General features: G+C 63.8%; 13 protein-coding genes. 12 read left to right on the forward strand and 1 reads right to left on the reverse strand.

Features of this window, described 5'->3' with window-relative positions:
• Positions 1 to 181: 181 nt before the first annotated feature.
• The gene (locus tag C7G42_RS18350; protein WP_199580995.1) at positions 182 to 478 is read right to left on the reverse strand and encodes a gamma-butyrobetaine hydroxylase-like domain-containing protein; all 297 of its coding nucleotides are present in this window, start codon (positions 476 to 478) and stop codon (positions 182 to 184) included.
• A gap of 195 nt (positions 479 to 673) precedes the next feature.
• Here C7G42_RS18350 and C7G42_RS18355 point away from each other — a divergent pair, with 195 nt between their 5' ends.
• The 12 genes from C7G42_RS18355 (at position 674) to C7G42_RS18410 (ending at position 14,380) form a co-directional block, all read left to right on the forward strand.
• On the forward strand, positions 674 to 1,447 hold the full coding sequence (locus C7G42_RS18355; RefSeq protein WP_106950336.1) for a ferredoxin--NADP reductase: 774 nt from the start codon (positions 674 to 676) through the stop codon (positions 1,445 to 1,447).
• A 104-nt stretch (positions 1,448 to 1,551) separates the two neighbouring features.
• Positions 1,552 to 3,294, forward strand: a complete 1,743-nt coding sequence (locus C7G42_RS18360) for a fumarate reductase/succinate dehydrogenase flavoprotein subunit (RefSeq protein WP_106950337.1) — start codon at positions 1,552 to 1,554, stop codon at positions 3,292 to 3,294.
• Between the two features lie 34 nt (positions 3,295 to 3,328).
• Positions 3,329 to 3,562, forward strand: a complete 234-nt coding sequence (locus C7G42_RS18365) for a 4Fe-4S dicluster domain-containing protein (protein WP_007593252.1) — start codon at positions 3,329 to 3,331, stop codon at positions 3,560 to 3,562.
• Positions 3,563 to 3,564: 2 nt separating this feature from the next.
• Positions 3,565 to 4,542, forward strand: a complete 978-nt coding sequence (locus C7G42_RS18370) for a HEAT repeat domain-containing protein (protein WP_199580977.1) — start codon at positions 3,565 to 3,567, stop codon at positions 4,540 to 4,542.
• 322 nt (positions 4,543 to 4,864) lie between these two features.
• Positions 4,865 to 6,214, forward strand: a complete 1,350-nt coding sequence (locus tag C7G42_RS18375; protein WP_106950339.1) for an ABC transporter substrate-binding protein — start codon at positions 4,865 to 4,867, stop codon at positions 6,212 to 6,214.
• Between the two features lie 82 nt (positions 6,215 to 6,296).
• The gene (locus C7G42_RS18380; RefSeq protein ID WP_106950340.1) at positions 6,297 to 7,187 is read left to right on the forward strand and encodes an ABC transporter permease; all 891 of its coding nucleotides are present in this window, start codon (positions 6,297 to 6,299) and stop codon (positions 7,185 to 7,187) included.
• Entirely contained in the window at positions 7,184 to 8,074 is an 891-nt protein-coding gene (locus C7G42_RS18385; protein ID WP_106950341.1) for an ABC transporter permease, read from the forward strand. Before C7G42_RS18380 ends, C7G42_RS18385 begins: the two co-directional genes overlap by 4 nt.
• A gap of 8 nt (positions 8,075 to 8,082) precedes the next feature.
• A complete protein-coding gene (locus C7G42_RS18390) occupies positions 8,083 to 9,189 on the forward strand; it encodes an ABC transporter ATP-binding protein (protein WP_106950342.1) in 1,107 nt (368 codons plus the stop codon).
• Positions 9,190 to 9,209: 20 nt separating this feature from the next.
• Positions 9,210 to 9,701: a (2Fe-2S)-binding protein gene (locus C7G42_RS18395; protein ID WP_199580978.1), complete on the forward strand. Its 492-nt coding sequence runs from the start codon at positions 9,210 to 9,212 to the stop codon at positions 9,699 to 9,701.
• Positions 9,702 to 9,703: 2 nt separating this feature from the next.
• The gene (locus C7G42_RS18400; protein WP_106950343.1) at positions 9,704 to 12,091 is read left to right on the forward strand and encodes a xanthine dehydrogenase family protein molybdopterin-binding subunit; all 2,388 of its coding nucleotides are present in this window, start codon (positions 9,704 to 9,706) and stop codon (positions 12,089 to 12,091) included.
• An 11-nt stretch (positions 12,092 to 12,102) separates the two neighbouring features.
• Positions 12,103 to 12,900: an FAD binding domain-containing protein gene (locus C7G42_RS18405; RefSeq protein WP_106950344.1), complete on the forward strand. Its 798-nt coding sequence runs from the start codon at positions 12,103 to 12,105 to the stop codon at positions 12,898 to 12,900.
• A gap of 16 nt (positions 12,901 to 12,916) precedes the next feature.
• A complete protein-coding gene (locus tag C7G42_RS18410) occupies positions 12,917 to 14,380 on the forward strand; it encodes an amidase (protein ID WP_106950476.1) in 1,464 nt (487 codons plus the stop codon).
• Positions 14,381 to 14,463: the final 83 nt, after the last annotated feature.

Here is a 14,463-nt window from a genome sequence, read left to right on the forward strand (position 1 = left end):
CTCCGGAACGTTCAAATCGTTCTAAAGAGGAGCAATGTCCGTGCCAGATAGGGGTGATCTACTTTCTGCGTCATTCCGGGATGCGCGCAAAGCGCGTAGGCCCGGAATCCATAACTACGAGCCGGGGCTATGGATCCGGGCTCGCCCTTCGGGCGCCCCGGAATGACGACCCGACTAACGGTCACCCCGCCGCCAGGCTCAGCAGATACGGCTTCGGGTAAATCCCCCGATTATGCCCGTCCGAGAACGAGATGTTCAGCCCATAGCCGAGGTCGCCGATCTCGGTGATCGCGATGCCGGGAAAGCGTTCGGGAAAGCGGCCGTCGAAGCGGGCGCGGGTACAGTGAGCGCATTTGCAGGAGAGGCGAAGTCTTTCGGCCGGGACGCTCAGCGCATCATCCTGTGTGGTGCGGACGAGGAGCGTCGCCAGGTCGGCGCTCGCTTCGTAGTCTGCAACGGTCGGTGCTACCAAAGTCATGGTCATGACGTATCTCCGACCCTTTTTCTAGGTCGCCGCAGACGATCGCGATAGCAACTAGTTGCCAAGGCCGGCTGCGTCCCGATCATCGCCCGCGAAATGTGAAACTAATCGACCGGGAATTTCAGTTCCGGGTTGCCGGACTCCCGTCTCTCCGAAACCTTGCGCCCAACCGCAGGCGTGGAGAGACGACGGATGAGCGCATTTCAGAAGGAAACGGTTCTATCGGTCCGGCACTGGACTGATTCCCTGTTCAGCTTCACCGCGACACGCGATCCCGGCTTCCGTTTCCAGAACGGACAGTTTGCGATGATCGGGCTCGAGGTCGAGGGCAAGCCGTTGATGCGGGCCTACAGCATGGCAAGCGCCAATCACGAGGAGGCGCTCGAATTCTTCTCGATCAAGGTGCAGGACGGGCCGCTGACCTCGCGCCTCCAGAAGATCAGCGAAGGCGACATCATCCTGGTCGGTCGCAAGGCGACGGGGACGTTGATCACCGGCAATCTCATTCCCGGAAAACGTCTTCTGCTGCTTTCGACCGGCACGGGCCTCGCGCCGTTCGCCAGCCTGATCAAGGACCCCGACGTCTACGAGAACTACGAGACCATCGTGCTCGCCCATGGCTGTCGCCAGGTCTCCGAACTCGCCTATGGCGAGCACGTGGTCGAAGGCCTCCGCAATCACGAATTCTTCGGACCCTTGATCCGCGACAAGCTCGTCTACTACCCGACCGTCACCCGCGAGCCGTTCAGGAATCGTGGCCGCATCACCGACCTGATTGCCTCGGGTCAGCTCTTCGACGATATCGGGCAGGGCAGCCTCGACATCGAGACCGACCGCATCATGCTCTGCGGCAGCCCGGCGATGCTGGAGGAACTTCCCGCAATGTTCTCCGGGCGTGGCTTCGTCGAAGGAAACCACAGCCAGCCCGGCCATTTCGTCATTGAAAAGGCCTTCGTCGAGCGCTGAGGCGCAAATCGCGTCCCGGCGACAACTAATTGCTATCGCCGCGACGCTCCCTGAACAAATCTGATGCAAAGGCGCCGGAGATACCGGCGAACCAGGAGCAAGCGATGGCACTAGATCAGATCGTCGACGGACTTTCGGAGGTTTCCTGCGATGTGCTGGTCATCGGCGGCGGTACGGCTGGCCCGATGGCGGCGCTCAAGGCGAAGCTGAAGAATCCGAAGGCAAATGTCGTCCTGCTCGAAAAGGCCAACGTCAAGCGCTCCGGCGCAATCTCGATGGGCATGGACGGCCTGAACAACGCCGTCATCCCCGGCTATGCGACGCCGGAGCAGTACACCAAGGAAATCACCATTGCCAATGACGGCATCGTCGACCAGAAGGCGGTCTATAAATACGCGCAAAATTGCTACAAGATCGTCGAGGAGCTCGACAGCTTCGGCATCCGCTTCCTGAAGAACGAGAACGGCGACTACGCCGTCAAGAAGGTGCACCACATCGGCAGCTATGTGCTGCCGATGCCGAACGGCGAGACCGTGAAGAAGGCGCTTTATCGCCAGCTGCGGCGTGCCCGCATCCTGATCTCCAACCGCTACATGGCAACGCGGTTGCTGAAATCCTCCGACGGCCGCATCGCCGGCGCAATCGGCGTCAACACCCGCACGGCCGAAATGCTAGTGATCAAGGCCAAGGCCGTTATCCTCTGCATGGGTGCTGCCGGCCGCCTGGGTCTGCCGACCTCCGGCTACATGTTCGGCACCTACGAGAATGCCGCCAATTCCGGCGACGGCTATTCCATGGCCTATCACGCCGGCGCCGCGCTCGCGAACCTCGAATGCTACCAGATCAATCCGCTGATCAAGGATTACAACGGTCCTGCCTGCGCCTATGTCGCCGGTCCCTTCGGTGCATTTACCGCCAACAACGAGGGATCTCGCTTCATTGAATGTGACTACTGGTCCGGACAGATGATGCTCGAATTCTACAACGAGCTGCTGTCGGGCAAGGGCCCGGTGTTCCTCCAGCTCAAGCATCTCCACCCGGACACGATCTCGGAAATCGAATCCACGCTGCACAAGGTGGAGCGGCCGACGCGCGGCTTATTCCAGCAGGGACGCGGGGTCGACTACCGCAACGACTCGATCGAGATGCACATCTCCGAGATCGGCTTCTGCTCCGGCCATAGCGCCTCCGGGGTGTTCGTCGACGACAACGCGCGCACCACCGTGCCGGGCCTCTATGCCGCCGGCGACATGGCGAGCGTGCCGCACAACTACATGCTCGGCGCCTTCACCAACGGGGCGGTCGCCGGCATCGACGCGATGGAGTTCGCCGACAGCCACGATTTCGCGGAGTTCGACGCGGCCGATGTCGCCAGGGAGCGTGACCGCGTGTTGGCGCCGACGAAGCGCGAGGACGGCATTCCGCCGAACCAGGTCGAGTACAAGACCCGCCGCCTCGTCAATGACTATCTCCAGCCGCCGAAGGTCACGCGCAAATATGAGCTCGGCATGCGCCGCCTCGCCGAGACGCGGCAGGACATGCAGGAACACATGATCGCGCGGAACGCGCACGAGCTGCTCCGTGCGCTCGAAGTACAGTCGATCATGGACTGCGCCGACATGGCGGTCCATGCCTCGCTGTATCGCGAGGAGAGCCGCTGGGGCCTCTATCACTGGCGCACCGATTTCCCGGAGAAGGACAACGAGAACTGGTTCTGCCACACGCTCCTGAGCAAGCAGAACGGCAGGATGACCAGCGAGAAGCGTGCGGTCGAGCCCTATGTCGTGCCGATCGCCGACGACGAGAAGGACCTCTACGACAAGCAGCGCATCCGCGCGACCGCCTGATCCACCGTCAAATAGCAACAACAGGAGATCAACGATGCCTCTCGCATCCTATCAGACATCGGTTCCGGTGGTCGTCGACGACGCCAAATGCATCGCCGACAAGGGCTGCACCGTGTGCGTCGACGTTTGCCCGCTCGACGTGCTCCGCATCAGCGACATGACCAACAAGGCCTACATGGCCTATGACGAGTGCTGGTATTGCATGCCCTGCGAGGCCGATTGCCCGACCGGCGCCGTCACCGTCAACATTCCCTATTTGCTGAGGTGAGCATGTCGAGCCCGTTCGAATCCTATGACGATCTCGAAGACGCCGACGAGCGGTTGCAGGCCGCCGATCCGGCCGAGCGGCGCGTCGCCATCATCGCGCTCGGCCATTCCGGCGACCCTGCCGCGGTCGCGCATCTCGCCAACCTTGTGTCCGATCCGGACGCGGGCGTGCGCCAGCAGGTCGCGATGGCGCTCGGCGAGTTCGACGGGCCGGAGGCTGCGAGTGCACTCGTCAGGCTGCTCGTCGACCCTGAGAGAATCGTGGCGTCGGCCGCGGCCGACAGTTTGGCCGAATTCAAAGACGCCGCCTGCGCCGAAATCATCCTGCCGCTGGTCAAGCACGGCCACGCCTTCGTCCGCATGGGCGCGCTGCGCGCGCTCAAGGAGTTGCGCCGCAAGGACACGCTGAAGCCCGCGCTGGAAGCGCTCCAGGACGGCGACGCGGCCGTCCGCGTTCAGGCGATCGGCGTCATCGGCTTCCTGAAGCTCGAAGAGTCGATCCCGGCGCTGACCGCGCTGATCCATGATCCCGACGCCCATGTGCGCCGCGCCGCGGTGAGCGCGCTCGCCTTCTCGCAGATGAAGCCGGCGGCCGAGACGATCACCCGCGCCCTGAAGGATGCCGACTGGATGGTCCGGGAGATGGCCGCCGAGACTCTGGGGATCAACGTCAACGGTTCGCTCGCCGCCGATCAGCTTATCGCCTCGCTTGCCGACGAATTCTGGCAGGTGCGGCTCAAAGCGATCCGCAGCCTGGGCAAGATGAAGATCGAGCGCGCCCTGCGACCGATCGGCAACTGCATCAGCCACGAGCAGGCGAATTTACGGAAGGAGGCGGCTGCCGCGCTCGGCGAGATCGCCGCCCCCGAGGGCGAGGCGTACCTCGTGGTGGTCGCCGACGATCCCGATCCCGACGTGCGCAAGAACGCCCGCTGGGCGCTCCAGCAGATCGCCGCGCGAAAGGCAAAAGCGGGAGCGTAGAGCGCCCAGCTCGCGGTTTTACTCTTTTGGTGCTGGCGAGCCTCAGTCGTGCTCGTCCCGAGACGTGGCGGTGGTGGGGAGCTGATGCCCGCCATCGCTTACTGTATTGAAGGTAGTTCGAGCCACTGCCTGCTGCCTTCCTGAGCGGCCCTGCCGAGATGACGTGCAGAGATTTGAGCCATTAGTGGCGCTTATGCCGCGAATTGTTACTTCCAATTTTACTTCGCAAAATCCCGCCTCTAGCCTCGCGCGCAATCGATCACATCCGCGGCTGGACAATGACGTCCGACGCGAGCGTTCATCGTAACCAACGAGGGTTGCCATGTCTGATGGGGCTAAGGGGACGTCCACTTCCAATCCGGCGGGGACGGAAGCGGGATCGGCGAAAAAGTTGAACCGGCGCACGCTGTTGAAGGGGGCGGCCGCAGTTGCGGGCGCAGCTGTCGGATCGGATGCGATCCGCGGTTTCCCGACCATCTGGGCGCAGGAGATCAAGGACATCGAGCTGCGCCATGTCGGCGTCTCCTATTCGGTGGTGAAGGCGATCGGCGACCAGGCCGCCAAGGATCTCGGCTTCAAGGTGACGATGCAGAATCTCGACACCTCGGCTGCCATCAACCGCTTCATAAGCCAGCCTAATACGGTCGATATCGCCGATCTCGAGGGCTGGCAGGCCAAGCTCGCCGCCAAGCGCAGTGTGATCCAGGGCATCGAGGTCAAGAAGATCAAGGAATTCGACAACATCCTGCCGATCTTCACCAAGGGCGAGATCGACGGCCACAAGATCCCGCGCCAGGGCATCTCGCCCTACGAGGCCATGTACATCTCCAAGCCCGACTCGACCGATCTGCACGACGGCGTCACCGAATGGGCGACCTTCCTGCCGCAGGTCTACAATGCCGACTCCATCGGCTACAGGCCCGATCTGGTCGGCCATGAAGTGACCGAGTGGAAGGATCTGATCGATCCCAAGTTCAAGGGCAAGGCCGCGATCCTCGACGTGCCCGCGATCGGCATCATGGATGCTGCGCTCTGCTTCGAAAGCGCCGGCCTGATCAAGTACGGCAACAAGGGCAACATGACTAAGGAGGAGATCGACTTCACCTGCAACAAGCTGATTGAGCTAAAGAAGCAGGGCCAGTTCCGCGCGACCTGGACCACCTTCGACCAGTCGGTGCAGCTGATGGCCGCAGGCGAAGTGGTGATCCAGTCGATGTGGTCGCCGGCAGTCGCCGCGGTGCGCGTCAAGGAGATCCCTTGCGTCTACGCGCCTGTGAACGTCAAGAACGGCAAGGAAGGCTATCGCGGCTGGTGCAACGGCATGGGCCTGATGAAGCATCTCTCCGGCAAGAAGCTCGATGCCGCCTACGAATATCTCAACTGGTATCTCTCGGGCTGGCAGGGCGGCTTCGTCGGCCGTTACGGCTATTACAGCCCCGTGCCGTCGACGGCGAAGAAGTTCCTGACCGCTGCAGAATGGGACTTCTGGTACGACGGCAAGCCGGCGCCCGCGGTGATCAACGATCCCTACGGCGTGCCGATGGAGAAGGCCGGCACCAAGCGTGACGGCGGCTCGTTCCTCGACCGCGTCAAAAACATCTCGTGCTGGAACACGCTGATGGACGAAGCCGCCTACATGAACAAGCGCTGGAACGACTTCAAGGTAGCCTGAAACCTGCTTTCCCTGACTCGAGCGAAGCGCCGGCGCGTGACTGCGCCGGTGCGAGAAGAACGACTTCGAGGCGTTCGCCGACATGCAGCCAAGTTCTAGTCCAGCTCAAACGTCACCACGCGCAAATCTTGCCGGCTGGCTCTATGTCTCGCCGCTGGTCTTGGTGCTCGTGCCGTTCTTCGTGGCGCCGATCCTTGTCGTGCTCGCCGCGAGCTTCTTTGCGACCGACGGCTTTGGCGGGCTGACGCCGGGCTTCACGCTCGCAAGCTATGTCGAGGTGCTGCACTCGGCGCTGACGTTGAAACTCTATCTGGCGACCATCAAGTTCACCGTGTTGACCTGGGTCTTCACGCTGATCATCGGCTTCTTTGTCGCCTATTTCCTGGTGTTTCACGTCCGCAACCAGCTGCTCGCGATCGGCCTGTTCCTGCTTTGCACCGTGCCGTTCTGGACCTCGAACATCATTCGCATGATCTCGTGGATTCCGCTTCTGGGCAAGGAGGGCCTGATCAATCAGGCGCTGCTGGCAGTGGGCGTGATCCATCAACCGCTGGAAGTCCTGCTGTTCTCGGACCTCGCCGTCGTCATCGCCTATGTCCACCAGCTCACGATCTTCATGATCGTGCCGATCTTCAATTCCATGGCGCGGATCGACAAGAAGCTGATCGAGGCCGCCATCGACGCCGGCGCCAGCCGTTTCGACATCATGCGCCTGATCGTGGTGCCGATGTCCAAGAGCGGCATCGCGCTCGGGACCATCTTCGTGGTCTCGATCGTGATGGGCGATTTCTTCGTGGTCAAGGTGATGTCCGGCGGCGGCTCGGCCTCGGTGGTTAGCGCCTTCTACGAGGACGTCGGCGTGCTGCAATATCCGACCGCGGCCGCAAGCGCCGTGCTGCTGACGTTGGTGCTGGTCGCGATCGTCTCGCTGATCCTGCGCACCGTCGATATCAGGCAGGAGATCACGCGATGAGCGCGGTTCTAGCCGACATGCCCGAAACGGTCGCGCCCGCGACGTCCAAGGCGATCGCGCCGAGCAGGGGCGGACGTCCCTGGACGTTCTACGTGCTGGCGGCGCTGTTCACTCTCTACGTCATCGCGCTCTATGGCCCGATGTTCTGCATCTATGTCCTGTCCTTCCAGGACATCCGCGGCGGCCTGGTGTTCCCGATGAAGGGGCACTCGATGCATTGGTTCGTCGATCTCTTTACGCAAGTCCGCACCGGCGACGTCAAGGGCTCGTTCGACCGCTCGATCAAGCTTGCCGTCATCGTCACTGTCATCACCGTGGTGGTCTCGTTCCTGGCCGGCCTCGGCTTCCGCAAACGATTTCGCGGCGACACCTTCGTCTTCTACATGATGATCGGCAGCCTTGTTGCGCCCGGTCTCGTGCTAGGTCTCGGCACGGGGCTTCTGTTCCAGGCGCTCGGGCTGAATGCGAGCTGGTACAGCTCGGCGCTCGGCGCGCAGCTATCCTGGACGCTGCCGTTCGGGGTGCTGGTGATGTTCGCCGTGATGTCGCGCTTCAACCATGTCTGGGAGGAGGCGGCCTACGACCTCGGTGCCAGCCGCTGGCAGTCGATCCGGCTGGTGATGATTCCGGTGCTGGCGCCCGGCCTCGTCGCGGTCGCGCTGTTCGGCTTCACACTCTCTTATGACGAGTTCGCGCGCAGCCTCCAGACCGCGGGCTCGCTGAACACGCTGCCGCTGGAAATCTGGAGCATGACGCTGAACGTCACTTCGCCCTCGCTCTACGCGCTGGGGACTGTGACCACCATCGTCTCCTTCGTCGTCATCGGTGCGAGCCTCGGCAGCATCGTGCTGATCCAGAAGAAGCGCGGCAGCAGCGCAAAGGGTTGAGCTGAGACATGAAGAAAGATCGCGGCGATATCGAACTGGCAGGCGTCTGCAAGAGCTTTGACGGCGTGACCAATGTGGTCGATGGCGTCAACCTCAGGATCGCCGACGGCGCCTATTGCTGCTTCATCGGCCCGTCCGGCTGCGGCAAGACCACGATCCTGCGCATGATTGCCGGCCACGAGGACCCGACCGCCGGCGAGATCGTCATCGGTGGGCAGAACGTCGTCGGGCTTGCACCGGTACAGCGCCGCACCGCGATGATGTTCCAGTCCTACGCGCTGTTTCCGCATCTGACGGTCCGCGAGAACATTGCCTTTGCGCTTCGCGTGCGAGGCCAGTCCAAGGCCGATCGGCTTCGCGCGGCCGATGCCATGATTGAGAAAGTCCGGCTCACGCAATTCGCCGACCGCCTGCCGGCGCAGCTCTCCGGCGGCCAGCAGCAGCGCGTCGCGCTGGCGCGGGCTGCGATCACCGAGCCCAGGGTGTTGTTGCTCGACGAGCCGCTGTCGGCGCTCGACGAGCAGCTCCGGGTGCAGATGCGCCAGGAGCTCAGGCGGATGCAGCAGGAGCTCGGCATCACCTTCATCCATGTCACCCACACCCAGCTCGAGGCAATTGCGTTGGCTGACCTCGTCGTGGTGATGGAGCAAGGCAAGATCAAGCAGGCAGGCGCGGCGCGCGATGTCTATGCCCATCCGCATGATCGCTACGTCGCCGAGTTCATGGGCGGGCAGAACGTGCTGTCCGGCCGCGTCGAGAAGGTCAATGGCGCCAGTTTTACCCTCGCGCAGGCCGCCCCCTCCGGCATCGAAGTGCCACTTCAGGCGCGCGCGAATGTCAGCGTCGGTGACAAGGTCGACATCGCCGTTCGCCGCGACGATGTCGCTCTCGTCCGGCCGGGCAGGGACTTGCCGCCGGGCTGCACAACCTCGCTGCCGAGCCGTGTGCTCGCCATCGAGTATCAGGGCTACTTCGTCAAGGTCATGCTCGACACCGTGCCGGACGACGAGTTCGTCGCCTATGTGCCGGAAAAGACCTTCTTCGCGGATCCATTCACCGTTGGCGATGTCGTGATGGCCACGTGGGCCACCGGCAGCGCGTTGCCTCTCGCCTGAAGACCCCTGCGCACAGGAGTATGACCGTGCAGATATCCTTTACACTCAACGGCCGGCCAACCACTGTCGAGGCCGCACCGGCGACGCTCGTCTCCGAGCTGCTGCGCGAGCAGCTTCACCTCACGGGCACGCATATCGGCTGCGACACCAGCCAGTGCGGCGCCTGCGTGGTGCATCTCGACGGCCTCCCTGTGAAGAGCTGCACGTTGCTGGCACCCGCGCTCGACGGCGCGACGCTGCTCACCATCGAGGGCCTGCAAGGCGCACCCGGCTCGAACCAGATGCATCCGATGCAGGAGGCGTTCCGTGAGCATCACGGTCTGCAATGCGGCTTCTGTACGCCCGGCATGCTGATGACCGCGGTGGCGCTCGCCGCCGAGAAGCCAGACCTGACCGAGGCCGATGTCCGCCACGGTCTCGAAGGCAATATCTGCCGCTGCACCGGCTACCAGAACATCGTCGTCTCTGTCATGGCCGGCGCTGCCGCCATGAACGCCGCCAAGGGAGAGTGACCATGAGCAATGTGATCGGCATCGGCGCCTCACCGAAGCGCAAGGAAGACCAGCGTTTCCTCACGGGACGCGGCAATTACGTCTCCGACATCAAGCGACCCGGCCTGACCGCAGGCGTGTTCGTGCGCTCCCCGCACGGGCATGCGATCCTGCGCGGCATCGACAAGAGCGCCGCGCTCGCTTCTCCTGGTGTCATCGCGGTTCTGACCGGTGACGACGTAAAGGCTGATGGCCTTGGCGGGTTACCCTGCGGCTGGGGCATCTCGGACGCCAAGGGCGTCCCGATGAAGGAGCCGCCATTCCCGATGCTGGCGCAAGGGAAGGTGCGCTTCGTCGGCGACATGGTGGCCTTCGTCATCGCCGAGACGCCGGAGCAGGCCGACACGGCGGCGGAGTTGCTGGCGGTCGATTACGAGGTGCTTCCTTCGGTCGTCGGCGTGCTCGAAGCCGTCAGGCCGGGCGCGCCGCAACTCTTCGACGACGTCCCGAACAACATCTGCTGCGACTGGGAGCTCGGCGACAAGGCCGCCGTAGAAGCCGCGTTCAAGAAGGCTGCGCATGTCGCAAAGCTCAGCCTGGTCAACAACCGCCTGATCGGCAATCCGATGGAGCCGCGCGCGGCCATCGCCGAATACGAACCGGGCACTGATCGCTTCACGCTATGGACCACCAGCCAGTTCCCGCACGTCGTGCGCTTCCTGATGGGGGCGCTGGTGCTGAACATCCCGCAGCACAAGCTGCGGGTGGTCGCGCCTGATGTCGGTGGGGGCTTCGGCGTCAAGCAGTTCCACTATGGCGAGGAGGCGGTGATCACCTGGGCCGCCAAGCGCGTGAAGCGGCCGATCAAATGGGTCGCGAGCCGCTCGGAAGGCTATGTCTCCGACCGCCACGGCCGCGATCACGTCACCGAGGCCGAACTGGCGCTCGACGAGACCGGCAAGTTTCTGGCCTTCCGCGTCAACACGCTCGCCAATATGGGTGGCTATCTCTCGACCTTCGGGCCGAACATTCCGACCAACCTCTACGCGCCGCTGCTTGGCGGTGTCTACACGACGCCGGCGATCTATTGCAACGTGAAGGTGGTGTTCACCAACACCGTGCCGGTGGACGCCTATCGTGGTGCCGGCCGGCCCGAGGCGACCTTCGTGCTGGAGCGCATGGTCGATGTCGCAGCCAGCGAGATGGGCATCGACCGGGTCGAGATCCGCCGCCGCAACATGATCCCGAAGGAAGCATATCCGTACCAGACGCCGGTGCTGGTGCAGTACGATTCCGGCGATCCCATGGGTTGCCTGGACGGTGCGCTTGTGGCCGCCGACGTCAAGAACTTCGGCATCCGCAAGGCGGCCTCTGCGAGTAAGGGCAAGTTCCGCGGGCTCGGCTATTCCACCTATGTAGAGGCCTGCGGCCTTGCGCCATCGCGCTTCGCCGGACGATTGGGGGCGCGTGGCGGCCTCTACGAAAGCGCCACGGTGCGCGTGCATCCGACCGGTCAGGTAACGGTCATGATCGGCACCCACAATCACGGCCAAGGCCACGAGACGACGTTCGCGCAGATCGTGTCCGAGAAGCTCGGCGTTGCCTTCGAGAATGTCGATATCGTGTTCGGCGACACCGACCGCGTGCAGTTCGGCATGGGCACCTACGGTTCGCGCTCCCTCGTGGTCGGCGGCGCCGCATTGTCGAAGGCCACCGACAAGGTGATCGCGAAGGGTAAGAAGATCGCCGCGCATCTGCTCGAGGCCGCCGAGGTCGACATCCAGTTCGAGGCCGGCAAGTTCGCGGTCGCCGGCACCGATCGGGTCAAGAGCTTCGAGGAGATCGCGGGCGCCGCCTACGTGCCGCACAACTACCCACTCGAAGTGCTGGAGCCGGGCTTGGAAGAGCAGGCCTATTACGACCCCGTCAACTTCACCTATCCCGGCGGCTGCCACATCGCCGAGGTCGAGGTCGATCCCGAGACCGGCACGGTGACGCTGGTCAACTACACCGCGGTCGACGACGTCGGCACGGTGATCAACCCGATGATCGTGGAGGGCCAGCTGCACGGCGGCATCGTGCAGGGGGTCGGCCAGGCGCTATTCGAGAATGCGGTCTACGACGAGGGCTCCGGCCAGCTCCTGTCGGGCTCGCTGATGGATTACTGCATGCCGCGTGCGGACCACATGCCCATGATGAAGGTCGCGACCCACTCGACGCTGTGCACGCACACGCCTATGGGCGTGAAGGGTTGCGGCGAGGTCGGCACCATCGGCTCGCCCGCCGCCGTCATCAATGCGGTGGTCGATGCGCTGTCGCATCTCGGCGTCACCCATGTCGACATGCCGGCGACGCCGAACCGGATCTGGCGGCTGCTGCAGAACGCGTCGCTGCCGGTCGCCGCGGAATAGGGAGGACAACCATGAAACCATTTGCCTACCACCAGCCTGCCCAGATTCCAGATGCGGCCAAGCTGCTGACCTCGATCGAGGACAGCAAGCTCGTTGCCGGCGGCATGACGCTGATCCCGACGATCAAGCAGCGGCTGGCCAATCCGGCGGCGCTGATCGACCTTTCAAAGCTCGGAAATCTCAAGGGCATCACCGACGACGGTGCGACCATTACGATCGGCGCGATGACGCCGCATGCGGTGGTTGCCGCATCGCCGCTGGTGCGGACGAAGCTCCCGGGGCTTTCGGCACTGGCGTCCATGATCGGCGACCCCGCCGTGCGTAGCCGGGGCACCATCGGCGGTTCCGTCGCCAACAACGATCCGGCGGCGGACTATCCGGCCGGTGTGCTCGGTCTTGGCGCCACCATCGTCACCAGCACGCGCGAGATCGCGTCGGGCAAGTTCTTCCTCGGCCTGTTCGAGACCGCACTTGAACCCGGCGAGATCATCACCGCGATCCGTTTTCCCGTGCCGCTCAAGGCGGGTTACGCGAAGTTCAAGGCGCCGGCGTCGCGCTATGCACTGGTCGGCGTGTTCGTCGCGAAATTCGCCGATGGCGTCCGTGTCGCCGTAACCGGCGCGGGACCCGGCGTGTTTCGCGTGCCGCCGATGGAGGCGGCGTTGTCGGAGAATTTTGATCCAACCGCAGTGGCGGCGATCAAGATCGACACCGACGGCCTCACCTCCGATATCCACGCCGAAGCCGATTATCGTGCGCATCTCGTCACGGTGATGGCCAAGCGCGCCGTCGAGGCGGCGCTCAGCTAGCTCTTTGGGATACATGATGACTGATGGTTCCGGCCGAGCGGCCTTCCCGCCGGCGCCGACTGGCCTTGGCGCGCTTTCTGCTACCGAGATCGTTGCTGGCTACCGGCGCAAGACGTTCACTCCGCGCGATGTCGTTGACGACACCATCGCAGCGCTTCAGGCCACGCACGAGGCCTGCAATGCGGTGGTGACGCCGATATACGAGCAGGCGAGGGCGGAGGCCGACCTCATCACGAAAGAGATGCGCGCGGGTGAGGCCAAGGGACTGCTTGCCGGTGTGCCAGTGACGATCAAGGATCTCGTCTTCGTCGCGGGCGTACCGGCCTACGCCGGTTCGCCGATGAACAAGGCGTTCGTGCCTGAGGCCGATGCCGCCGTGGTGTCGTCCCTGAAGGCCGCCGGCGCGATCATCACCTGCAAAACCACGACCTGCGAATCCGGCTACAAGCTGACGGCCGACAGCCCGGTCACCGGCATCACGCGCAATCCCTGGAATCCTGGTCGTACCAGCGGTGGGTCGAGCGGAGGCGCGGCAGCGGGCGTGGCCGCGGGTTGCGGCCCGATCGCGATCGGCACCGACGGCGTCGGCTCGATCCGGGTGCCTTCCTCCTTTTGCGGGGTGTTCGGTCTGAAACCGACTTTCGGCCTCGTGCCGCGCTCGCCCGGCTTCTCGCCGCCGTCCTGGGCCTCGCTCGCCCATACCGGCCCGATCACCCGTTCGGTCGCAGACGCCGCGCTGACGCTGGAGGTCATCGCTGCTTACGATCTGCGCGATGCCGCAAGCCTTCCCGTGTCCGCACGTCGCTTCGATACGACCGCAGGGCGCCTGGATGGCATTCGTATCGGCGCCAGCGCCGATCTGGGCTACGCCGTCGTCAGCCCTGACGTGTGTGCGGCATTCGGCAAGGCGCTTGCCGTTCTCGATTCCTGCGGTGCGCAGGTCACCATGGACGGCCCGGGTCTTGATCCCGGTATTCTGGAGCACACGCTGAAGCCGATTGCCTTTACCGAACAGGCGGCGGCGGTTGCGAGCAAGTCCGCAACCGATCTTGCAAGCTCGGAGGCCGACTATCGCAATGTCATCGACGCCGGGCGGCGCTACACTGGCACCGATTACATCGAGGCGAGTTACCGCCGCGGCCAGGCGCGCAATGCCTTCGTCAAGCTGTTCGAACGTGTCGATGTGCTGGTGACGCCGACGGTTGCGGTCACCGCATTCGAGGCCGGCGAGATCGGCGTCGACACCGTCGACGGCAGCAAGGTCGATCCGCATCTCGGCTGGTCGCCGTTCACCTGGCCGATCAATCTGGCAGGCTTGCCGGCGGCAACGCTGCCCTGCGGCTTCGATCGCGACGGCATGCCGATCGGCCTGCAGATCATCGCGCCCTGGCTCGACGAGCCCACGATCTTTCGTATCGCTGCGGCATTCGAGGCGGCGCAGCCCTGGGCGAAGTTTTGGCCGCAGCTCGCCTTACGCTAGGGGAGAGAGGCGCGCCAGGGGGAAGCGGCCACAAAACGATAGTGCAAGTGTTTTGCCCGACGTGTCAGCTCGCCTAGGGGCGA

The sequence above is a fragment of the Bradyrhizobium sp. MOS003 genome (assembly GCF_003020125.1).
GTDB lineage: Bacteria > Pseudomonadota > Alphaproteobacteria > Rhizobiales > Xanthobacteraceae > Bradyrhizobium.